Annotated in this window: 21 protein-coding genes and 1 tRNA gene; 3 read left to right on the top strand and 19 right to left on the bottom strand. The window is 64.5% G+C overall.

Annotated features, from left to right (window positions below; translation table 11 throughout):
• Positions 1 to 3 precede the first annotated feature (3 nt).
• The 19 genes from ACNEOT_RS24865 to argS form a co-directional block, all read right to left on the bottom strand.
• Positions 4 to 975 (bottom strand): F0F1 ATP synthase subunit gamma, encoded by a 972-nt coding sequence (locus tag ACNEOT_RS24865; protein WP_094614645.1) that lies wholly within the window; start codon positions 973 to 975, stop codon positions 4 to 6.
• A 52-nt stretch (positions 976 to 1,027) separates the two neighbouring features.
• A complete protein-coding gene (atpA, locus tag ACNEOT_RS24860; protein WP_415977399.1) occupies positions 1,028 to 2,671 on the bottom strand; it encodes a F0F1 ATP synthase subunit alpha in 1,644 nt (547 codons plus the stop codon).
• An 88-nt stretch (positions 2,672 to 2,759) separates the two neighbouring features.
• Positions 2,760 to 3,587 (bottom strand): F0F1 ATP synthase subunit delta, encoded by an 828-nt coding sequence (locus tag ACNEOT_RS24855; protein ID WP_415977397.1) that lies wholly within the window; start codon positions 3,585 to 3,587, stop codon positions 2,760 to 2,762.
• Between the two features lie 8 nt (positions 3,588 to 3,595).
• On the bottom strand, positions 3,596 to 4,165 hold the full coding sequence (locus ACNEOT_RS24850; RefSeq protein WP_317566527.1) for a F0F1 ATP synthase subunit B: 570 nt from the start codon (positions 4,163 to 4,165) through the stop codon (positions 3,596 to 3,598).
• Between the two features lie 7 nt (positions 4,166 to 4,172).
• A complete protein-coding gene (locus ACNEOT_RS24845; protein WP_032368773.1) occupies positions 4,173 to 4,412 on the bottom strand; it encodes an ATP synthase F0 subunit C in 240 nt (79 codons plus the stop codon).
• A gap of 78 nt (positions 4,413 to 4,490) precedes the next feature.
• Positions 4,491 to 5,216 (bottom strand): F0F1 ATP synthase subunit A, encoded by a 726-nt coding sequence (atpB, locus tag ACNEOT_RS24840; RefSeq protein ID WP_373453675.1) that lies wholly within the window; start codon positions 5,214 to 5,216, stop codon positions 4,491 to 4,493.
• Between the two features lie 440 nt (positions 5,217 to 5,656).
• A complete protein-coding gene (locus ACNEOT_RS24835) occupies positions 5,657 to 6,088 on the bottom strand; it encodes a hypothetical protein (RefSeq protein WP_415977417.1) in 432 nt (143 codons plus the stop codon).
• A gap of 66 nt (positions 6,089 to 6,154) precedes the next feature.
• Entirely contained in the window at positions 6,155 to 7,381 is a 1,227-nt protein-coding gene (locus tag ACNEOT_RS24830) for a glycosyltransferase family 4 protein (protein ID WP_415977396.1), read from the bottom strand.
• Positions 7,382 to 7,411: 30 nt separating this feature from the next.
• Positions 7,412 to 8,074, bottom strand: a complete 663-nt coding sequence (locus ACNEOT_RS24825; RefSeq protein ID WP_415977394.1) for an L-threonylcarbamoyladenylate synthase — start codon at positions 8,072 to 8,074, stop codon at positions 7,412 to 7,414.
• 66 nt (positions 8,075 to 8,140) lie between these two features.
• Positions 8,141 to 9,025, bottom strand: coding sequence for a peptide chain release factor N(5)-glutamine methyltransferase (prmC, locus tag ACNEOT_RS24820; protein WP_415977392.1), 885 nt, complete (start codon positions 9,023 to 9,025; stop codon positions 8,141 to 8,143).
• A 34-nt stretch (positions 9,026 to 9,059) separates the two neighbouring features.
• Complete coding sequence (locus tag ACNEOT_RS24815; protein ID WP_415977391.1) at positions 9,060 to 9,869, bottom strand: SHOCT domain-containing protein; 810 nt, start codon at positions 9,867 to 9,869, stop codon at positions 9,060 to 9,062.
• Positions 9,870 to 9,974: 105 nt separating this feature from the next.
• Positions 9,975 to 11,051, bottom strand: a complete 1,077-nt coding sequence (gene prfA / locus ACNEOT_RS24810) for a peptide chain release factor 1 (protein WP_415977390.1) — start codon at positions 11,049 to 11,051, stop codon at positions 9,975 to 9,977.
• Between the two features lie 97 nt (positions 11,052 to 11,148).
• Complete coding sequence (gene rpmE / locus ACNEOT_RS24805) at positions 11,149 to 11,382, bottom strand: 50S ribosomal protein L31 (protein ID WP_008715081.1); 234 nt, start codon at positions 11,380 to 11,382, stop codon at positions 11,149 to 11,151.
• Positions 11,383 to 11,581: 199 nt separating this feature from the next.
• The gene (gene rho, locus ACNEOT_RS24800) at positions 11,582 to 13,741 is read right to left on the bottom strand and encodes a transcription termination factor Rho (RefSeq protein ID WP_415977389.1); all 2,160 of its coding nucleotides are present in this window, start codon (positions 13,739 to 13,741) and stop codon (positions 11,582 to 11,584) included.
• A gap of 308 nt (positions 13,742 to 14,049) precedes the next feature.
• Complete coding sequence (thrB, locus tag ACNEOT_RS24795) at positions 14,050 to 14,982, bottom strand: homoserine kinase (protein WP_415977388.1); 933 nt, start codon at positions 14,980 to 14,982, stop codon at positions 14,050 to 14,052.
• Positions 14,983 to 15,001: 19 nt separating this feature from the next.
• Positions 15,002 to 16,069 carry a threonine synthase gene (gene thrC, locus ACNEOT_RS24790; protein ID WP_045840891.1) on the bottom strand — a complete coding sequence of 356 codons (1,068 nt, stop codon included), beginning with the start codon at positions 16,067 to 16,069 and terminating at the stop codon, positions 15,002 to 15,004.
• A complete protein-coding gene (locus tag ACNEOT_RS24785) occupies positions 16,066 to 17,367 on the bottom strand; it encodes a homoserine dehydrogenase (protein ID WP_415977387.1) in 1,302 nt (433 codons plus the stop codon). The genes thrC and ACNEOT_RS24785 overlap by 4 nt, the downstream gene beginning before the upstream one ends.
• Positions 17,364 to 18,785, bottom strand: coding sequence for a diaminopimelate decarboxylase (gene lysA, locus ACNEOT_RS24780; RefSeq protein ID WP_415977386.1), 1,422 nt, complete (start codon positions 18,783 to 18,785; stop codon positions 17,364 to 17,366). Before lysA ends, ACNEOT_RS24785 begins: the two co-directional genes overlap by 4 nt.
• On the bottom strand, positions 18,782 to 20,434 hold the full coding sequence (gene argS, locus ACNEOT_RS24775) for an arginine--tRNA ligase (protein WP_415977385.1): 1,653 nt from the start codon (positions 20,432 to 20,434) through the stop codon (positions 18,782 to 18,784). Before argS ends, lysA begins: the two co-directional genes overlap by 4 nt.
• Before the next feature lie 231 nt (positions 20,435 to 20,665).
• Between argS and ACNEOT_RS24770 the strand changes: the two genes are divergently transcribed.
• From ACNEOT_RS24770 to ACNEOT_RS24760, 3 genes are all read left to right on the top strand, one after another.
• Positions 20,666 to 21,571: a DUF3105 domain-containing protein gene (locus ACNEOT_RS24770; RefSeq protein WP_415977384.1), complete on the top strand. Its 906-nt coding sequence runs from the start codon at positions 20,666 to 20,668 to the stop codon at positions 21,569 to 21,571.
• The gene (locus ACNEOT_RS24765; RefSeq protein WP_415977383.1) at positions 21,571 to 22,293 is read left to right on the top strand and encodes a DUF305 domain-containing protein; all 723 of its coding nucleotides are present in this window, start codon (positions 21,571 to 21,573) and stop codon (positions 22,291 to 22,293) included. Before ACNEOT_RS24770 ends, ACNEOT_RS24765 begins: the two co-directional genes overlap by 1 nt.
• Positions 22,294 to 22,362: 69 nt before the next feature.
• A tRNA-Arg gene (locus ACNEOT_RS24760) sits at positions 22,363 to 22,435 on the top strand.
• Positions 22,436 to 22,488 lie beyond the last annotated feature (53 nt).

Below are 22,488 nucleotides of genomic sequence, written 5' to 3'. Positions count from 1 at the left end.
TGCTTAGTCACTTCCTGCGCTGTCAGCCAACGCGTTAGCGCCACCGACGATTTCGCTGATTTCCTGGGTGATCTGGGCCTGCCGAGCCTGGTTGGCCTGACGGCTCAAGGTCTCGACCAATTCGTTCGCGTTGTCCGTCGCTGCCTTCATGGCGGTACGACGCGCCGCGGACTCCGACGCTGCTGCATCGAGCAACGACGCGTAGATCCTGGTGCTGATGTACTTGGGCAGCAGCGCCGAGAGCAGAGTTCCTGCCTCCGGCTCGAACTCGTACTGTGCCTGCACATCTGCTGTCGGCGAGTCGCTCAACGCGTCTGCACCCATCTCGAACTCCTCGTCGGTGTACGAGATTTCGAGCGGTGCCATACGGCGAACTTCGGGCTTCTGCGTGAGCATCGACACGAAGCGGGTGTACACGATGTGCAACTCGTCCACGCCCTCGACGGTGCCTTCACCGTTGGGAGCGTCGACCTCGGTACCCGAGCCGGCCATGAACAGCTCGACCAAGTGCTTGCTGGCCTTGGCGGCATCGGCGTAACCGGGCTCCTGCGAGAAGCCGGTCCAGGCTCCCTTCACGTCCCGCTCGCGGAACGTGTAGTAGCCCAAGCCTTTTGCACCGAGCACGTAGATGACCGGATCCTTGCCCTCGGAGCGGAGCAACTGGAACAGCTCCTCCGTCTCCTTGAGGACATTGGAGTTGTAGCCGCCGCACATACCGCGGTCGCTGGTCACGACCAGGACCGCTGCGCGCTTGGGCTCGGGTCGCTCGTTGAGCAGCGGGTGATCGAGCGAGCTCGATGCACTTGCCAGCGCGGAGAGCACCTTGGTGATCTCCTCCGCGTACGGCTTCGATGCGGCAACGCGGGCCTGCGCCTTGGTGATTCGCGATGTCGCGATCAACTCTTGTGCCTTGGTGATCTTCTTGGTCGAGTTGACCGACTTGATACGGGAGCGAAGCTCGAGAATGCTTGCCATCTAGCTGTTCACGCTCCCTTCTGTGCTCGTCTTGTCACCTGTCATCGCCGGCCTACTTGCTGACTGTCTTGCGGGTGACGTTGACCTGCTCCTGGCTGACCTCATCGGCGTTCAGAGTGTCGGCCTCGGCCTCGTTGACGACGCGGTTGCCATCGGAGTCGACGAATCCGGCTTTGAACTTCTCGGTCGCCTCGGTCAGCGCCTTCTGGTTGTCCTCGTCGAGAGCCTTGCCACCGGCAATGCTGTCGTAGACGCCGCTGGCGTTGCGGTGCAGATCCTCGAGCAACTCGGTCTCGAAGCGACGTACGTCGCCCACGGGAACCGAGTCGTACGTGCCCTGGCCGGCGAGCCAGATCGATACAATCTGATCTTCGACGGCAACCGGCGAGTACTGATCCTGCTTGAGCAGCTCTACCAGACGTGCGCCGCGCTCGAGCTGAGCCTTGGAGGCTGCGTCGAGGTCGGATGCGAATGCAGAGAAGGCTTCGAGCTCGCGGAACTGAGCCAGCTCGAGACGGAGAGATCCGGAGACCTTCTTCATGCCCTTGGTCTGCGCGGCACCGCCGACTCGGGACACCGAGATACCCACGTTGATCGCGGGACGGACGCCCTTGTTGAACAGATCCGACTCGAGGAAGACCTGGCCGTCGGTGATGGAGATGACGTTGGTCGGGATGTACGCCGAGACGTCGTTGGCCTTGGTCTCGATGATCGGCAGAGCCGTCAACGATCCGCCGCCGAGTTCGTCGGACAGCTTCGCCGAGCGCTCGAGCAGACGGGAGTGCAAGTAGAAAACGTCACCGGGGTATGCCTCGCGGCCCGGCGGGCGACGCAGCAGCAGTGAGATGGCGCGGTAGGCCTCGGCCTGCTTGGTGAGGTCGTCGAACACGATGAGGACGTGCTTGCCCTGGTACATCCAGTGCTGGCCGATGGCCGAGCCGGTGTACGGGGCGAGCCACTTGAAGCCGGCCGAATCGGACGCGGGAGCCGCGACGATGGTCGTGTATTCGAGTGCGCCCTGCTCTTCGAGTGCAGCCTTGACGCCTGCGATCGTGGAGCCCTTCTGGCCGATGGCGACGTAGATGCAGCGAACCTGCTTCTTCTCGTCACCGCTCTCCCAGTTGGCCTTCTGGTTCAGGATCGCGTCGATGCAGACCGCGGTCTTGCCCGTCTTGCGGTCGCCGATGATGAGCTGACGCTGGCCGCGGCCGATCGGGGTCATGGCGTCGATCGCCTTGATACCGGTCTGCAGCGGCTCTTCGACGGGCTGACGCTCCAGCACCGAGGCAGCCTGCAGTTCGAGGGCGCGAGTCTCGGAGGACTCGATGTCGCCGAGGCCGTCGATGGGCTTACCCAGCGGGTCCACGACGCGACCGAGGTAGCCGTCGCCCACGGGGACCGACAGCACGTCTCCGGTTCGCTTGACTTCCTGGCCTTCTTCGATGTGCTCGTAGTCACCGAGGATGACGGCACCGATTTCGGTGGCATCCAGGTTCAGCGCGACACCGAGGACTCCGCCGGGGAATTCCAGGAGTTCGTTGGACATCGCCGACGGCAATCCGGACACGTGAGCGATTCCGTCGCTCGTGTCCGTAACCGTGCCGACCTCCTCGCGGGAAGACTCCGGTGAGTAGCTCGCGGTGAAGTTATCGATCGCGCTACGGATCTCGTCGGAGGAGATCGTCAGCTCCGCCATAGTGTTTCCTGCTCTTCCTTCAAATGATCGCGGGGTGAAATGTCTCGAAAGTCGAGACGCTTCTTCTCGTTACTGTGTCCGTGTCGGACTATTTGAGCGTCTTTCGCAATGCAGCGAGGCGGCCTGCCCCGCTACCGTCGATGACCTCGTCGCCGATACGAACGACAAGTCCGCTGAGCAGTTCGGTATCGACCTCTACGTGCACCGTGACCTGCTTGCCGTACGTGCGGGTCAAGGTTGCGGTCAGCTTCTCGAGCTGACTGTCGTTCAACGGTGCTGCGCTGCGGACGTGTGCAACCGCGCGGTCGCGCTGCTCGGCGGCCAGATCGGCCAGTCCGTTCAGTACGTCGGCGGGTGCGGCCTTCCGCGGACGCGTCACAGCCTGAACTGCAAGCGCCTCGGTGACCGCGGTGACCTTGCCGTAGAGCAGCCGGCCGAGCAGTTCGCGCTTGGCCTGCGACGGCTTCGACCGATCCGACAGCGCCTGCTCGAGCTGCGGGTTCGCAGCCACGATGCGCCCGAGCCGGAAAAGCTCGTCCTCGACCGTGTCCAACTGATCCTGGTCGGCCGCGGCGCGAAGCAGAGCCTCACGCCCCAACTCGACCAGCGAGTTCAGCATGTCGCGAGCCGTAGACCAGCTCTCGCCGGCAGCAGCCTTGACGATGGTCGCCGTTGCACTCGACACCTGACCGGAGAAGACCTCCCCGGCCAGATTGCTACGCCGAACGCCCTCGACCGACGAGTCGGCGAGAGCGGTACGCAACGTGCGCTGCGCGTCGAGAGTCTCGACGACGGCGAACAACTCGGCTCCGGTCTGAGCAGCGACGGCGGTTGCCTCGCCCCCCGACGCGGACCCCAGAGCTTCGTGGGCAACCGACCGCGTGCGGGCGAGTGCCTCACGAGAAGTTGCGTACATGGTTCGACTCACTTTCCGGATGCGGAGTCCGCGGTGACGGAATCCAGCTCGTTGAGGAAGCGATCGATCGAACTGGACCGCTTTGCGTCGTCGGACAGTTGCTCTCCGATGACCTTCTCAGCGAGTTCGACGGCCGTACGTCCCAGATCTCCACGAAGCTCCGTGACGATCTGCTGACGCTGAGCAACGAGCTGATTGTGACCTGCGGCCACGATCCGATCGCTCTCTTCCTGCGCCTTTTCCTTCATCTCGGCGAGAATCGCCTGTCCCTGGGTACGCGCTTCCTCACGGATCTGCGCGGCCTCGGAACGGGCATCGGCCAGTTGAGCGTGGTACTGCTCGAGAGCAGCCTTGGCCTCGGCCTGTGCCTGCTCGGCCTTCTTGATTCCGCCTTCGATGAGCTCGGAACGCTCAGCGAGAACCGTCTGGAAACGAGGTACGACGTACTTCCAGAAGAGGAAGCCGATGATGACGACACAGACGATCGACCAAACGATGTCGTATGTTGCGGGCAGCAGCGGGTTCGGGGATTCCTCCCCCTCGGCCCCGGCTGCGAGCAGCGCTATCGCGTTTGTCATCGCGCTCTCAGAGAATGAAGCCGGCGACGAGGCCGATCAGGGCGAGGGACTCGGTGAATGCAATGCCGAGGAACATGGTCGTACGGAGCTGACCGGCCAGCTCGGGCTGACGAGCGGTCGCTTCCATGTTCTTGGCGACCACGAGGCCGAGGCCGATGCCGCCGCCGATGGCTGCGAGGCCGTAGCCGATGGCTCCGTAGCCCTTTGCGGTGATTTCCTGTGCCTGGGCCAGAAGTTCGAGGCTCATTGGGTTTTCCGTTCCCTTTCTTCGGTCCACATCCGGGTGTCGGAGGTGGCGGTGTAGCTGGTTCGGTCTGTTGGTCGGTCAGTGCGAGTCGGCGTGCAGCGACAGATCGATGTAGATCGCCGTCAGCAGCGCGAAGATGTACGCCTGCAGGAAGATCACGAGCATCTCGAACATCGTGAACAGGAAGCCCATGATGAGCGAGGGTGCCGCGAAGATCTTCAGGCCGGCAGACGCCTCGAAGAGGAAGAACTGTGTGGCGCTGAAGAACAGCACCAGCATGATGTGGCCGGCCAGCATGTTGGCCAGCAGACGCACTGTCAGCGTGAACGGGCGCAGTACGAAGTTCGAGATGAACTCGAGCGGAATGAGCAGCACGTGCATGGCCGGCGGAATGCCGGGGATGACGATGGTGCCCTTGACGAACTTGGCTGCACCGAACTTCTTCACACCTGCGTAGATGAACGCGACGTATGCGACCGCGGCCAGCACGATGGGCAGCCCGATCCTGGCGTTGGACGAAATGTTCAGGAACGGAATGACTGCGCTGGCGTTCACCGCCAACACCGTGAAGAAGATGGTCATGATGACGGGCAGGAAGCGACGTCCCTGTTCCTTACCGAGAACATCCTCTGCGACGTGGATCCGAACGAAGTCGAGAGCGATCTCGGCGACGTTCTGAATCCCGCGAGGAACGATCTTGGGGCTGCGCAATGCAATCAGCATGAAGACGATCAGCAGCGCCGACATCAGGATGCGAATGAGCATCAGCCGGTCGAGCTCGAACGGGGTTCCCTCGAACAGCACCGCGGGAGGAAAGAAATCGGATAGTGACGGCGGATGGAACTCCGCAGCCAGATTGGTGACGCTCAGCGGTCTCTCCCGTGTTCGGGCCGCAGCCGGGTAGCGGCAGCGGTTCGATCGGACAATGACGATCTATCAAGTCGACGAAAATCGGCTCGCAATCGTCAGAGGCTGAGGCCCGGTCTTCATCGGCCAAGCGTCTGTCGGGTGTCGGCGACTCACGTCGACTCGGCAACTCTCAGGGCGAAACCTTACGTTGCCGAAGTCTGTGACTCCGGGCCTACTGTAAGGAAGCTCACGCTGACTGCTACCTGCGGGGTGCAATCCGGGGAAAAAGTCTCTTTTGTCCCGGTCTTGCCCACCGCTTGATGCAAACTTTATCAACAGAACTACGACGTTGTGTAGGCGGGCCTCAGCTTAACCGATTACGACAGCCTGTCGTACTACCGATTGTCGGTCTCATCTTCGGAGGGCGCGCTGTCCACGTAGGCGACCTTGGTCTTGACCACTCCGAATACTTCGGCCCCGAGAACCACCACGAGCGCTCCGAGAATCGTCAGCCCCAGCGCGTAGCGACTGTAGAAGCCCGCGTCCTTCAGAGCGACGAGCACGATCAACGCGATCACCATCTTCACCAGCCACCCGCCGAGCAGCAGGGCCCCGACGGCCGAGGCGGGGAAACGCGTGGTGAGGGCTACCGACAGTGCGGTCGTGATGACGAAGCCGCCACCGATCGCCACACCGATGAGCGATCCCCACAGACCGGGTGTTCCGGCCGCTGCGACGGAAATTCCGACGCTCACCACGGTGAGTACCACCAGTCCGATCAGTCCGTATCGAACCGCGGTGCGAAGCGGCGCGAACTGGTCGGGCATGGACTGCGGAGTGAAGGTCACAGTTGTCGAGACTACCCAGCGCGCGACCGACAGCGGCCGACGGGATCAGGCTCCGCGTCGAATGCTTCGCTGTTCCCGGCCCCGCGATCTGTCCACCCTCAACGTGGGCACAGCGGTGACAACCAGCGCGAACACGAGACCTGCTGCGACCAGTAGCACCACTATTCTGCGATCCAGCAATGAAGATCCGACAGCCCCGAAGGCAAGGACACCGACCCACAGGTAGATCACCAGCACCACCCGACGGTGCGAGTGACCGATCTGTAGCAGCCGGTGATGCAAGTGCATCTTGTCCGGGCTGAAGGGACTCCGCCCGGCCCTGGTGCGGCGAATGACGGCCAGCAGCAGGTCCAGGATCGGGATGAGCATCACGGCTCCGACCAGCAGCAACGGCGACAGCAAACCCAGCAGATCGCGTGGGCCGTATGCAGTCAACGGAATCCGGCCCGAAGCACTCGTCGAAACCGTGGCCAAAGTAAGCCCGATGAGCATGGATCCCGAATCGCCCATGAAGATACGTGCGGGTTGAAAGTTGTGCGGAAGAAACCCCAGGCACGCGCCGGCCAGCGCTGCAGCGATCAGCGCCGGTGGATACACACCGACGTCACCACCCTGCTCCTGCAACAATCCCACCGAAAATATGCAGATAGCCACCGACGAAATGAGCCCGAGGCCTGCAGCCAGCCCGTCGAGGCCGTCGACGAAGTTCATTGCGTTGACGATCACGACGGTGATCAGAACCGTCACCAACCCGGCCTGCAATTGATCGAGCACGAGGGTGCTGCCCGGCTGACCGGGTTCACCTCCCCAGGGCTGGTACAGCACGACCCAACTCACACCCATGATCACCAGCACACCTGCGGCCGTCACCTGGCCGACGAACTTGGTCAGTGCGTCCAGACCCCACCGATCGTCGATGACGCCGACCAGCACGATCACGAACCCGGCGACCAGCGCCGCCGGAATGTCACGGTTGTAGGCGACGTCGAATCCCCGGGCCAGCGCGGGCAACTGCGACGCGAACAGCAGCGCTGCGAGCATGCCCGCGTAGATGCCCACTCCCCCGAGTCTCGGGGTGGCCTGCACGTGGACGTCGCGATCACGAGGAACGGCGACGGCACCGAACTTGATTGCCGCTACTCGGACTCCACCGGTGGCGAAGAACGTGACCACCGCCGCCGTGAGGAACACCAGCAGTAGCTCGCGGATCGGAACGCCTGCACCCAGATTCGACTGAGCGAGTACCTCGACGCTTCCCTGAGCGACGCTCATGCGCAACGGCGTACGGGATGAACGGGCATATCAGGACGCTCCCGGGACCAGGCTTTCGGCGGTGACACCGAGAACCTCGGCAATCTCCGCGGTGGGAACGGCACCGACCCGCAGAATCCGTGCTCGATCGCTCGTCAGATCCACGATGGTCGACGCCACCGCGTGATCGGCCGGTCCCCCGTCCAGGTATACCGCGGCCGAGCCGCCGAGTTGATCTCGCGCCTCGGTCACGGTGGTGGCAGGTGGACTGCCGGAGATGTTGGCACTGGACACCGCGAGCGGGCCGACCTCGCGCAGTAGCTCGAGAGCAACCGGGTGCAGCGGCATCCGCAGCATCACGGTGCCCTGAGCATCACCCAGATCCCAGGCCAGGGACGGAGCTTGCTGCACGACGATGCTCAACGCGCCGGGCCAGAACGCGCGAATCAGGTCTCGGGTGCGTGGCCGCACACTCTGGACCAGGCCGTCGATGGTGTTCCACGAACCGACGAGCACGGGCACCGGCATGTCGCGCCCCCTGCCCTTGGCGCGCAGCAGATCGGTGACAGCGCTGCCGTCGAATGCATCGGCGGCAATCCCGTACAGGGTGTCGGTGGGCATCACGACGAGTCGGCCGGACTTGAGTGCACCGCGCGCCGCGGTCAATCCGGCAGCGCGCGCATCGGCTTCACGGCAGTCGTAAACGGTACTCACGGCACCCATCCTTCCACCTTCGATAACGAAGTGATGTCAGGTGTCGCCCGTCTTCTTCTGCCGTCGTCAGGCCCGGGCCGAGTCGGCCCGTGCAGCGACGACGAACCTGGGCCTACCCGCCAGATCAGGATGCTCGATGACCTCGGTGAACACCCGTCGACGAGAGAGCAGGGCGGCCACCTCGGCTCCGTTGGAGTCGTCGTGTTCGATGGCTACCCCGCCGCCGATCCTGAGCCAGCGGGCGATGTTGCCGATCATCGGTTCGATGACCGAGAGTCCGTCCGAGCCGCCGAACAGCGCCATGTGTGGGTCGTGCTCGAGAACCTCGGGATCGAGGTCTGCCCCCTCCGGGATGTACGGCGGGTTGGCGACGATCATGTCGACTGCACCGTCGAGTTCGGTCAGTACATCGCGTGCCGTGACGTCGCCGTGGTGCAGTGTGATCGGGGTGTCGCCCTGGCCGCTGCGCAGATCGGCATTGCGCCGGGCCCACGCCAATGCCGACGGGTCGAGTTCTACGGCATGCACGACGGCGTCCGGGCGGGCATTGGCGATCGCCAGTGCCAGCGCTCCCGAGCCCGTGCACAGATCGAGAACAACCGGCGGATGGTGATCGACGTTCTCGATGTACGCCAGAGCCCAGGCCAGCAGCAATTCGGTCTCCGGCCGGGGCACGAACACTCCCGGCCCTACTTCGACGTCGATGTTGCCCAGTGACGTCGTGCCCGTGATGTATTGCAGCGGAATGCGTTTGGCGCGTTGCTCGACTGTGCGGAAGTACGCCTCGACAAGCTCGGGTTCGACAAGCGGAACCAGACCGAGACGGCCGCGCTCCACACCGACCAGGTGCGCGGCCAGGAGTTCGGCATCGACCCGAGGACTCGGCACACCGGCCGCCTCGAGCATCGACGTTGCTTCGAGTATTGCCAGACGTAGCGGCTTGCGACTCACCTCTTCAGACTGCCATGTGGCACCGACAACCTGGTCACACGCGTCCCAGCAACTCCGATTTCTTGGCGTAGAACTCGTCGTCGGTGAGGAAGCCCTTGGCGTGCAATCCGGCGAGTGCCTCGATAGCAGCAGTGATGTCGGCGATGTCGACACCCGACGGATTGCTCTGGGACGGCTGATTCGAGGACTGCGGAGGCGAGGACTGTTGCACGTACGTCTGCGCAGCGGACTGGGGCGCAACCTGGTTCTGCGCGTTCGTTCCGCTCGACTGCTGGTCGACGCGGGGCAGACTGCCGGCGGTGAACGTGCCGTACTGGCTGGTGAACTCGAGCGACCCCGGTCCACCGCCCTGCTGTTGCTGAACTCCCCCGATGGAGTGATCGAGCGTGTCGTAGACGGCCAGCTCGCCCCCGACCAGTACGGCGAGGCGTCGAGACCCCGGGAACACTGCATACTGTGAGCCGTTCTGACCGCCGCTCGAGCTCGGTGCACCCAGATCGGACGGCCACCACGAGCCACCGCCGAAGGAGTTGCCGCCGAAGGAACCGCCGCTGGTCTCCCTGGGTGGGTACACCTGATGCTGCGCCAACACTGCCGAGAGATCACGGCAGAGGCCGTCGACCCGACTCTTGAGTCCGTGGTCGAACATGTTGCCCACCATGGTCATTCCGCCGCGCATCCACTGACCGCTGCCGCCGAGCTCCGGGATGTTGAACTGCGCCATGGTGCCGCGGCCGTTGTTGACGGCGTCGAGCATGGTGCGGACGGCGTCGGTCGAGACGCCGTAGCGCGACGACAGCTCGGTTACGGCGTTCTCGCCTGCGGGAGTCAGGGCCTGGTTCATCTCTGATGTGCCTCTCGGGCGCTGGTACGGGTCGAACCTGGCCGCCAGGGTATCGCACCGTTCGACGATCCGGCCCGGCGAAATCTGTAAAGCCTTGTGCCGCAGCTACTCTGCTTGCATGCGCGCATCGCGGTCCGCCTTGGCAAGGGCGTCGAGCAACGCATCCATCTCACCGTCGAGGAGGGCGTCGAGGTTGTGCGCCTTGAATCCGATTCGATGGTCGGTGATGCGGTTCTCGGGGTAGTTGTAGGTTCTGATCCGCTCCGAGCGGTCGACCGTGCGGACCTGACTGGCCCTGCCTGCCGATGCCTCTTCGTCGGCCGCTTCTTCCGCGGCCGCCTGCAGACGAGCTGCGAGCACCTGCATCGCCCGTGCCTTGTTCTGCAACTGTGAGCGCTCGTTCTGGCAGGTCACCACGATGCCGGTCGGCAAATGCGTGATCCGAACCGCGGAGTCGGTGGTGTTGACGCCCTGACCACCCTTGCCCGAGGACCGATAGACGTCGATGCGCAGATCGGACTCGTCGATCTGAACCTCTTCGACCTCGTCGGGTTCGGGGTAGACCAGGATGCCGGCAGCGGAGGTGTGCACGCGCCCCTGCGATTCGGTGACCGGCACACGCTGCACGCGGTGAACACCGCCCTCGAACTTCAGACGCGCCCAGACGCCGTCGAGCGGATCCTTGGTTTTGATCGACAGCGTCGCGTCCTTGTATCCACCCAGATCCGAAACGTTCGCGTCGAGAACTTCGACCCGCCACCCGCGTCGTTCCGCGTAGCGCACGTACATCCGCGCGAGATCGGCCGCGAAGAGCGCGGATTCCTCTCCGCCCTCACCCGACTTTACCTCCATCACGATGTCGTCGCCGTCGTGCGGGTCGCGCGGCGCCAGCAGGTCGGTCAGAGTGTGCTCGAGACGCAACACCGTGGCCTCGAGTTCGGGGATCTCGACTGCGAAGGACGAATCGTCTGCGGCCAACTCACGCGCGGCCTCCAAGTCGTCCTGCGCCGAGGTCAACTTGGTGTGCGCGGACATGATCGGAGCCAGTTCGGCGAAGCGCTTGCCTGCGCGTCGGGCTGCGGAGGGATCGTTGTGCAGAGCTGGGTCGGCGAGTTGCTGCTCGAGGCCTGAATGTTCGGCGAGGATGTCGTCGATGGCCGAAGGCTTGTCTGTTCTCGCCATGCTGATGACTCACTCTCGAACGCCGGTGCAACTGAACGTGGACACAAAAAAGCCGACGCCCGCCCTGTGATGCACAGGACGGGCGTCGGCGGAACAGCTAGCTGTCTGCGTCGGCCTTCTTGCCGGCGCGCTTGCCGTAGCGAGCCTCGAAGCGAGCGACGCGGCCGCCGGTGTCGAGAATCTTCTGCTTGCCGGTGTAGAAGGGGTGGCACTGCGAGCAGACCTCGACGCTGATGCGCTCTTTGTCGGTGGTGCTTCGGGTCTCGAAAGTATTGCCGCAACCACAGACGACTGTCGTCAGTGTGTAGTCGGGGTGAATTCCTGCCTTCATGGTGTCCTTACCGTTCTCTCTAGTGGTCGCCGGGTCGTCTTCGCCGATCGAAGACGTGAACCGGAACCGGACTCGGCCGTTGATTATGCCAGAGCGTGCATCTGACCTGCTAATCGCCGGTACTTCTGTGCCGACAGATGCTTACAACGCGCGCACCTGTCGGCTTGTTCCCCGGACGAAAGATCCGGGGAAACGTGGATCAGTCGTTGTTGCCGCCGGGCGCCGTCTTCGAAACTTCCATCAAGAACTCGAGGTTGTTCTTGCTCTTCTTGAGACGGTCGACCAGCAGGTCGATCGCCTGATGGGAATCCAATCCGGACAACACTCGCCGCAGCTTGTGCACCACTGCCGCCTCGTCGGGAGCAAGGAGCAGCTCGTCGTGGCGGGTGCTCGACGGGTTGATGTCGACGGCCGGGAACACCCGACGCTCGGCGATCTTGCGATCGAGCTTGAGCTCGGCGTTGCCGGTGCCCTTGAACTCCTCGAAGATCACCGTGTCGCCGGTCGATCCGGTTTCGACCATGGCCGTGGCGATGATCGTCAACGATCCACCGTGCTCGATGTTTCGAGCCGCGCCGAGGAACCGCTTCGGCGGGTACAACGCGGTCGAGTCGACGCCACCGGACAGGATTCGGCCCGATGCAGGCGAGCTGTTGTTGTACGCACGCCCCAGACGGGTGATCGAGTCGAGCAGAACCACCACGTCCTGTCCTGCTTCGACCAACCGCTTGGCGCGTTCGATCGCCAATTCCGCAACCGCCGTGTGATCGCCCGGCGGCCGGTCGAACGTCGACGCGATGACCTCACCCTTGACGGAGCGCTGCATGTCCGTCACTTCCTCGGGACGTTCGTCGACGAGGATGACCATCAGGTAGCACTCGGGGTTGTTGATCGCGATCGCGTTGGCGATGGCCTGCAGAACGCTGGTCTTACCTGCCTTCGGTGGGCTGACGATGAGCGCACGCTGACCCTTGCCGATCGGCATCACCAGGTCGATGATGCGCGTGGTGAGGATGTTCTGCTGCGTCTCGAGGCGCAACCGCTGATTGGGGTAGAGCGGGGTGAGCTTGCCGAATTCGGGACGCTTTCGGGCGGCCTCGACCTCTCCACCGTTGACGGTGTCCAACCGCACGAGCGGGTTGAACTTCTGTCGCTGATTCGACTGCTGTTCGCCTTCACGTGCCACCCGAACGGCACCGGTCACCGCGTCGCCGCGTCGAAGACCGTTCTTGCGAACGAGATTCATGGACACGTAGACGTCGTTGGGGCCTGCAAGATAACCGGAGGTGCGGACGAACGCGTAGTTGTCCAGGACATCGAGGATGCCTGCTACGGGCTGAAGAACATCGTCCTCGCGGATCTCGGTGTCGCGCTCGCGTCCGCCGCCGCCCTCGTTGCCTTCGCCGCGGTCGCGTCCACGACGACGCTCACGGAACCGACGACCCCGACGTCCGCGGCCTTCACCGTCGTCGTCCTGATTGTTGTCGCGGTTGTCGCGGGGACCGTTGTTGCGATCCTCGTTGCGGCTCTCGTTCCGGTTGTCGTTACGACCGTCGCCTTGATTGCGGTTGCGGCCGTTGCGATCGCCCTGATTGCGGCCGCCGTTGTCGCGGTTGGAGTTGTCCCGGTCGCCCTGATTGCGGCTGCCGCTGCCGTTCTCGCGGTTGGCCGTATCCCGGTCGCCTTGATTACGGCTTCCGTTCTCGCGGTTCGCGGTGTCACGGCTGCTGTTCGCGCTGTTGCCCTCGGCGTCACGCTGGTCGCGATCTGCTCCGTCCTGGCGGTTTCGTTCTCCTCGGCTGCGTCGCGGGCGTTCGGTGGCAGCGCTGTCGGCGGCCTCGTCCTGCTTGTCGGATTGCACCGTCGGCGCGGGAGAATCGGTTGCCGCTGGGGCTGCTCCGGCCGGTTCGTTGCTTTCCTCCAGCGGTAGCTGATCGGGCGCACCGGCGCGTCGACCTGCTGCCCGACGGCCACGTGTCCGACGACCCGTCTCGGGAGTGGCATCGGCAGCATCGCCCGACGCAGACGCGGAGGCATCCGATGACGGCGATTCGGGGGCCGACTGGGTCGGTGCGGCCTCGGTTGTCGGCCGATCTTCGACGGCGGGTGCCGCGGCAGCTGCGCGACGCGACCGTGGCGCGTCGGACTTCGGCGCGTCGGATTTCGGTGCGGTCGACTTGGCCGAGGCACCGCCCGACTGACGCTCGGAGATGGCAGCGATCAGATCGCCCTTGCGCATGCCGGAGATGCTCTTGATGCCGAGTTCGCCAGCGAGGCTGCGCAGCTCGGTGAGAACCATTCCGGACAGGCCGGCGCGACGTGACGTTCCGGGCGCAGAGATGAGTTCCGTATCGGTCACGGAGGTCCTTTCCTTCCCTCGCTCGCTCGATGCGCAGCCGAGGGTTCGTTCCGCAGTTCGGCATTCTGCCGAACTCGGATATTGCCGTTCATGTTCGACGCACTCCGTCGACGACACCATCGATCCGAGACCGCAGAAACCTACGGGGAGGATCGAGCCAGGAGCGTCACATCACTCGGACGTTTGAATCCCCCGAATACAGCGACCTGATTGCCCTGACGAAACCGGCGTCTGAAGCGCACGATGTACGGACAGGGTTCACCATAGCGCCGTTGTCCTCACTCGGCAAGAACCTACTGACGCGTTTGTCACGCGACGGTGACTCCGTCGGCCACATCGAGGTCGAGCACCCGCCACCCCTCGGCCAGTGCGGTCTCACGAAGATCGGCCGGGAACTCCTCGGTACACAGCGCCATGACCGTCGGCCCCGCGCCGGACACCACGGCGGCGATCGACCGGGCACGCAGAGTGGCGATCCAGCGCGTGGTGTCGGGCAACGCCTGCGCGCGCTGACCTTGATGCAGCAGATCCTCCGTCGCGGACATCAACAGGTCAGGGCGCTCGGTCAGTGCCACCACTGCAAGTGCACTTCGGCTGACGTTGAAGGCCGCGTCACGATGGGGCACCAACTCGGGCAACAGCCCCCGCGTGTGCGACGTCGACGAGCGCTCGGACGGGACGAGCACGACGACCTTGATGCTGGGGTGCACCTCGAGCCGCACAGCTGCGTATCTCCGTGACGTCACACTGGCATTGGGCGGTTCACTCCACGATACGACGGCACCGCCGAGGCAACTCGCCGACGCATTGTCGGGATGACCCTCGAATTCGGAGGACAACTGGACGAGCTGACGCTCCGACAGAGCGAACGACGGATCCACCTTCGCAGCGAGGGCGTTGGCGGCAGCGATGCCTCCGACCACAGCAGACGCCGAAGAACCGAGCCCTCTCGAATGGGGAATCACGTTGCGGCAGTGGACATCGAGCCCGTCGGCCCACACTCCGGCAGCTTCGAGTCCCCGCTCGATGGCACGCACCACCAGATGCGTCGGACCCCACGGCACGTCTGCCGAGCCCTCACCGTCGACGTGAATCCGCAGTCCCGACGCAGTGGTCGTGACCTCGATTTCGTCGTACAGGCCCAAAGCTATTCCGAGACTGTCGAATCCGGGTCCGATGTTGGCACTGGACGCCGGGACGCGCGCGGTGACCGTGAGCCCGATGGGGAGTGTCGTCGTCATGGCCGGAGATTCCGTCAACTCAGGCCAGCTCGAGCGCAGCCGCGACAGCGACGGGATCGACGGAAATCGGTTCTACGACAGGCATTCCCGACAATGCGGTATCGGGGTCCTTGAGACCGTTTCCGGTCACGGTGCACACGACGGTCAGGCCCGGTTCGAGCCAGCCTTCCTTGCGGGCAGCGAGCAACCCCGCGACACTGGCCGCGGAGGCGGGCTCGACGAACACGCCCTCGGTCCTGGCGATCAAGCGGTACGCCTCGAGGATCTCCTCGTCGGTGGCTGCACGGAATGCGCCGTTGGATTCTTCCTTGGCGTTGACGGCTCCGTTCCAGGACGCGGGCGAGCCGATCCGGATCGCGGTGGCGATCGTTTCCGGATCCTTCACCGGCGCACCGTGAACCAGCGGAGCAGCGCCTGCTGCCTGGACCCCGAGCATCCGCGGCTTGCGGGTGGTGAGCCCGTCACGGAAGTACTCCGAGTAGCCGCGCCAGTACGCGGTGATGTTGCCCGCGTTGCCTACCGGCAGTGCGTGGATGTCCGGGGCATCGCCGAGGGCGTCGCAGATCTCGAAGGCCGCGGTCTTCTGCCCCTCGATGCGAACGGGGTTCACGGAGTTGACCAGACCGATGGTCGGGAACTCGGCAGTGGTCTTGCGGGCCAGCTCGAGGCAGTCGTCGAAGTTGCCCTGCACCTGAATGATCTTGGCTCCGTGCATGACTGCCTGAGCGAGCTTGCCCATGGCGATCTTGCCCTGCGGAACCAGGACGGCACAGCTCATCCCGGCCTTGGCCGCATAGGCGGCTGCCGACGCCGAGGTGTTGCCGGTGGAGGCGCAGAGAACGGCCTCCTGGCCCCTTGCGAGCGCGTCGGTGACGGCCATGGTCATGCCGCGGTCCTTGAAGGAGCCGGTGGGATTGAGTCCCTCGACCTTCAGATGCACTGTGCACCCGGTCAATTCGGACAAGTGCCCGGCCGGCAGCAGCGGAGTGCCGCCTTCGCGCAGCGTGACGGTCTTCCAATCCGGGCCGATCGCCAGACGTGAGCGGTACGCCTCGATCAGACCGGGCCAGGGGGTGTGGACGCTCATACGGTGGTGCCTTCCAATCTGAGAACGCTCGCGACGTTGACGACCACGTCGAGCTGCTCGAGGGATGCAACGGTTTCGGACAGTGCGGAGTCGGCCGCAAGGTGCGTGACCACGACGAGCCTGGCTCCGTCACCCGACCCTTGCTGACGCACGGTGGAGATGCTGACGTCGCGCTTGGAGAATTCGGCTGCCACGGTGGCGAGTACGCCGGGCTTGTCCGCGACCTGCATGCTGACGTAGTAGCGAGTGAGGATGTCACCCATGGGGGCCACCTTGAGCTTGGCGTACTTCGATTCGAGCGGGCCACGTCCGCCGTAGAACTTGTTGCGCGCGGCCATCACCAGATCGCCGAGTACTGCGGACGCGGTCGGCGCTCCGCCTGCACCTTGGCCGTAGAACATCAGTCGGCCTGCTGCCTCTGCCTCGACGACCACGGCGTTGAACGCTCCGTTCACCGATGCCAGCGGGTGATTCAGCGGAACGAGCGCCGGGTAGACCCGAGCGGAGATTCGCTCTTTGCCCTTGGGCGTGACGATCCGCTCGCAGATGGCCAGCAGCTTGATGGTGCAGTCGAGGGACTTCGCCGTTTCGAGGTCGTCCGCGGTGATCTTGCTGATGCCTTCCCGGTAGACGTCGCCTGCGGTGACCCGGGTGTGAAATGCGATGGACGCCAGAATGGCCGCCTTCGAGGCTGCGTCGTAGCCTTCGACATCGGCGGTCGGGTCGGCCTCGGCGTAGCCCAGACGGCCTGCCTCGGCGAGGGTTTCGGCATAGTCCGCGCCGGTCTCGTCCATGGCCGAGAGGATGAAGTTGGTGGTGCCGTTGACGATGCCGGCCACCTTGTTCACGCGGTCGCCCGCGAGGGACTGCATCAGCGGGCGGACCACCGGAATGGCTCCGGCCACGGCCGCCTCGAAATACAGGTCGGCGCGGGACTTCTCGGCCGCGTCGGCCAGCTCGCCGGTGTATTCCGCCAACAGGGCTTTGTTCGCCGTGATGACGGACTTGCCCTTCTCGAGGGCCGACAGAACGAGCTTGCGGGGAATGTCGATGCCGCCGAGCACCTCGACGACGATGTCGACGTCGTCACGGCCGACCAGTTCGGCCGGGTCGTCGGTGAGCAGTTCGGTCGGAACCCCACGATCGCCGTCCACCCGACGCACCGCGATGCCTCGAATCGCGAGTGGCGCACCGATTCTCGCCTCGAAATCTGCGGCGTTCTCGGTGAGGATTCGAACGACCTCGCTACCGACGTTTCCGAGTCCGAGTACGGCGACGCCTATCGGCTTCGATGTCATGGCTGAACCTCCAAGCTGAGCAGATCTTCGATGGTTTCCCGCCGCAGGATCAGGCGCGACTGCCCGTCCTTGACCGCGACCACAGCAGGCCGCGTCAGCAGGTTGTAGCGACTGGACATGGAGTAGCAGTAGGCCCCGGTGGCCGCTACGGCCAGCAGGTCACCCGGCCCGACGTCTGCCGGCATCCATGTGTTCTTGATGACGATGTCGCCGCTCTCGCAGTGCTTTCCGACCACCCGCGCCACGACGGCCTCGGCCTCGCTCGAGCGCGAGACCAATCGGCAGTCGTATTCGGCCTGATAGAGCGAGGTTCTGATGTTGTCGCTCATTCCGCCGTCGACGCTGATGTAGCGCCTGCGCGTTGACTTGTCGACGGTGACGTCCTTGATGGTGCCGACCTCGTACAGCGTGACGGTGCCCGGCCCGGCGATGGCGCGGCCCGGTTCGACGGCGATCGTCGGGACCGGCAGTCCTACCGCAGCGGACTCCGTCTCCACGATGGCGGTCAACTTGGCCGCGAGCTGCTCCACCGGCGGCGGGTCGTCGCTCGGCACGTACGAAATGCCCATGCCGCCACCGAGATCGAGCGTCGAGATCTGCGCGGTCTTGTCGACGCCGAACTCCGAGACGATGTCTCGAAGCAAGCCGATGACCTTGTGCGCAGCCAGTTCGAAGCCGTCGACCTCGAAGATCTGCGAACCGATGTGACTGTGCAGTCCGACGAGCCGGAGGTTGTCGGCAGCGAACACGCGGCGGACCGCTTCGAGAGCGGAGCCGTCGGCAAGGGAGAAGCCGAACTTCTGATCCTCGTGCGCGGTGGCGATGAACTCGTGCGTGTGCGCTTCGACACCGACAGTGATGCGAATCAGGACGTCTTGCACCACACCGGCCGCGCCTGCAACGGCGTCGAGTCGTTCGATTTCGATGTTGGAGTCGAGCACCACGTGCTCGACTCCTGCACGCACGCCCGCCTCGAGCTCGGCTACGGATTTGTTGTTGCCGTGCATGGCAATTCGGTCCGCAGGGAAACCGGCTGCCAGTGCGATCGCCAGCTCGCCGCCGGAACAGATGTCGAGCGAGAGCCCTTCGTCGGCCACCCAGCGCGCGATCTCTCCGCACAGAAAAGCCTTGGATGCGTAATGGACTCGCTCGGGTGCGCCGAATGCGGCGGCCATTTCACGGCAGCGCGAACGAAAGTCGTCCTCGTCGATGACGAACAGCGGTGTGCCGTATTGCTCCGCGAGATCGGTGACCGATACTCCGGCGAGACGGACCGTTCCATCTTCACCGCGTTCGGCGTTACGGGGCCACACCTGCTCGGGCAGTGTCGTCATCTCCGACGCGTCGGCCGGGCGATGGGACATCGACTCTTTCGTGGGGGTATCGGCGTGCTTGGGTCCGGCCGGATGTGCGCTCACATGCGCTCCGGTGCGCTGACCCCGAGCAGTTCGAGGCCGTTGGCCAAGACCTGCCGGGTCGCGTTCCCCAACGCCAGTCGTGCGGTGTTCACAGGTCCGGGCTCCTCGTCTCCTTGTGGAAGTACTCGACACGCACCGTAGAAACGGTGGTAGGCCCCCGCCAGCTCTTCGAGGTAGCGGGCGATCCGATGGGGTTCGCGTAGTTCGGCGGCACTGGCCACCACGCGGGGGTACTCGCCGATCGTCCTGATCAGCTCGCCTTCCTGCTCATGGGTGAGCAGGCTCAGATCCGGTTGTTCTGCGCCGATTCCCAGTTCGGCGGCATTGCGCGCGAGCGAGGCCAGGCGGGCGTGGGCGTACTGGACGTAGTACACCGGGTTCTCGTTGCTCGCGCTCGCCCACAGGGCGAGGTCGATGTCGATGCTGGAGTCGACGGACGAGCGGATCATCACGTACCGGGAGGCGTCGACGCCGATGGCTTCGACCAGGTCGTCGAGGGTGATGACGGTTCCGGCACGCTTGCTCATCTTCACGGCCACGCCGTCGCGGACGAGGTTGACCATCTGTCCGATGAGCACCTCGACGGTTTCCGGATCGTCTCCGAACGCTGCCGCGGCCGCCTTGAGTCGTCCGATGTATCCGTGATGGTCGGCTCCGAGCATGTAGATGCACAGGTCGAAGCCGCGCTGCCGCTTGTTCTGGAAGTAGGCGATGTCGCCGGCGATGTAGGCGGCGTTGCCGTCGCTCTTGATGACGACGCGATCCTTGTCGTCGCCGAAGTCGGTGGAGCGGAGCCACCAGGCCCCGTCCTCCTCGTAGAGGCTTCCCGAGGTCTTGAGGTACTCGACCGACTTGTCGACTGCCCCGGACTCGAACAGCGAGTTCTCGTGGAAGTAGACATCGAAGTCGACGCCGAACTCGTGCAGGTTCGCCTTGATCCGATCGAACATCAACTCGGTGCCGATGGACCGGAACGCCTCCTCCTGCGCTTCGGTGTCCAACGAGAGCGCATCGGGCTGCTCGGTGAGCACGTGGGCTGCGATGTCGGAGATGTATTCGCCCGCGTAGCCGTTGTCGGGTGCCGGCTCACCCTTCGCAGCTGCGATGAGCGACTGCGTGAAGCGCGCGATCTGAGCACCGTGATCGTTGAAGAAGTACTCGCGGGTGACCTCTGCGCCGTGCGCGGACAGGATGCGACCGAGTGCATCGCCGACCGCGGCCCACCGGGTGCCACCGAGGTGCACCGGACCGGTCGGGTTGGCCGAGACGAACTCGAGGTTGACCTTCTTGCCCGCCATCGAGGAACCGTTGCCGAACTCGGCACCGGCCGCGAGCACTCGGGCGACGATCTCGCCCTGAGCAGCAGCGGCCAGCCGAATGTTGAGAAATCCGGGACCGGCCACATCGGCGTCGGCGATCGCGGCGTCGGCGGCGAGAGCCTCGGCGAGCCAGCCGGCGAAATCGCGCGGATTCGCTCCGGCCTTCTTCGCCACCTGTAGAGCCACGTTGGTGGCGTAATCGCCGTGCTCGGGATTGCGGGGACGCTCGACGGTCAGCTTCGCGGGAAGAACGGATGCGTCCAGGCCGCGGTCGGCAAGCACCTTCGCGGCGGTCGCGTGAAGCAGTTCGGCAAGATCGGCGGGAGTCACAGGTAACCATCCTATTGGCTGGTGTGCGGCATACTCGCATCCACTGCCCGTCCGTGCGTGCAGCCACCTGGCCGACGCAGTCGTCACGGGCTCTGAGCACGCTCTCAGGCAGAGAACGTACAGTAAGGGCGCTCTGCGCCGACGGTCCTCGGTCAACGCCGTCACCAGCAGATACGCACCACCCGCGCCACCGACCACCACCTTTCCTCGACTGAGAGAGCACTTACAGCGATGCCAACGGGTCCCGACAAAGGCAATCAGAACAAGTCGGCTGCGAAGGCAAACAAAGCCATCGATGCCGCCAACAAGAAGTCAGCTCGCAAGAAGAAGGGCGGCGTGCCCGCCGCCTCGGGCAGGCAGATTCCCTGGCTGACGGTTGCCGGTGTCGTTGTGGTGGTGGGACTCATCGTGGGACTGGGAGTCAACCTCTATCCCAAGTACCAGGATCGAGCCGAGGCGCAGAAGTTCGCGCCGAGCGAGAGCAATCAGGACCCGTCGACGGGGATCGAGGGCGTCGTCGTCAAGGAGTACCCCGCGGCGCTGCACGTCGGGCGCACGCAACGGGTCGCGTACGACCAGTCGCCGCCGTTCGGCGGACCGCACGATGCCGTGTGGGCCACCTGCACCGGAATTGTCTATCCCGAGGCCATTCGCACCGAGAATGCAGTGCACTCGCTCGAGCACGGTGCCGTCTGGATCACCTACAACCCCGACGATCTGAACGCTGATCAGATCCAGTCGCTGGCCGACCGCGTCGACGGCGAAACCCAGATGATGCTCTCGCCGTACCCCGGCCTCGATACCCCTGTTTCGCTGCAGTCCTGGGGTCACCAGCTCAAGCTGGACAGCGTCGACGACGAACGGATCAGCCAGTTCATCGCTGCACTGCGCCTCAATCGTTTCGCATACCCGGAGGTCGGTGCCAGCTGCGCATCGGTCCCGAACACCACCGGCGACGGCTTCGATCCCGATAGCCCGCCCCTGTTCGACGCTTCCGCACCGGGCGCGGACGCTGTCCCGATGGACGGCGGCGGCATCACCCCCGATACCAGTGAGACCAGCGGAGCCGGCGGACTACCGGGTGGCCTCCCGGGCGGAATGCAGCTGCCCGACGGTCTTCAGGTACCCGCGAGCTGATGACGGAACCGACACCGCCCGACGCCGCGGCAGCCACCACGACCGCGACGAAGCCGAGTCAGCGCACCGCCCTGGTAGCGCTGGCCCTGATCGCCGTTCTGGCGATCGGCTTCGCCCTGGGCTTTCTGGTGCAGAGTCCGCTGCGCGACGACGACACTGCACCCGCCGCGGACTCGGTCGATGTCGGGTTCGCTCAGGACATGACCGTGCACCACAACCAGGCCATCGAGATGGCCGCGGTGGCATTGACCAACGCCCCTGATCAAGCCGTCAAGAATCTGGCGTTCGACATGCTCACCTCGCAGCAGAACCAGGTGGGACAGATGCAGGGCTGGTTGGCTCTGTGGGACCGAGCACCGATTTCGACCGACGGATACATGACCTGGATGACCGAGGACGATTCTCACGGCCACTCGATGGGTGGGATGTCGATGGATCCCGGTTCTTCGGATCCCACCAGGGCCATGCCGGGCATGGCCAGTTCGGCGGAACTCGCCGCGCTGCGCCAGGCGACCGGCTCGGCCGTCGACGTGATGTTCCTGCAGCTCATGCTGCGCCACCACGAGGGCGGCCTGGCAATGATGGAGTACGCGCAGACGCATGCGCAGTCACCGGCGGTGATCAATCTGGCCAAGTCCATGGTTGCCACCCAGACCAGCGAGTCGACGCTGATGAAGCAGATGCTCGCCGCGAAGGGTGCGCAGCCGCTGCCCGAGGGGTGATTTCGGCTGCGGTCACCCATGCGCTAGTCTTTCGTACAGCCCAACAGGCACACCGGCTGAAGCCGGTGCGCCCCCGTAGCTCAGGGGATAGAGCGTTCGCCTCCGGAGCGAAAGGCCGCAGGTTCGAATCCTGCCGGGGGCACACATCTTTCACGCACGTCATCCTCGTACGGTGACTGCTCGAACGAGACGGAC

Source organism: Rhodococcus sp. 077-4 (assembly GCF_047782425.1).
GTDB lineage: Bacteria > Actinomycetota > Actinomycetes > Mycobacteriales > Mycobacteriaceae > Rhodococcoides.
The sequence above is the reverse complement of the archived record's forward strand: the minus strand, read 5'-3'. Positions and strand labels throughout refer to the sequence as shown.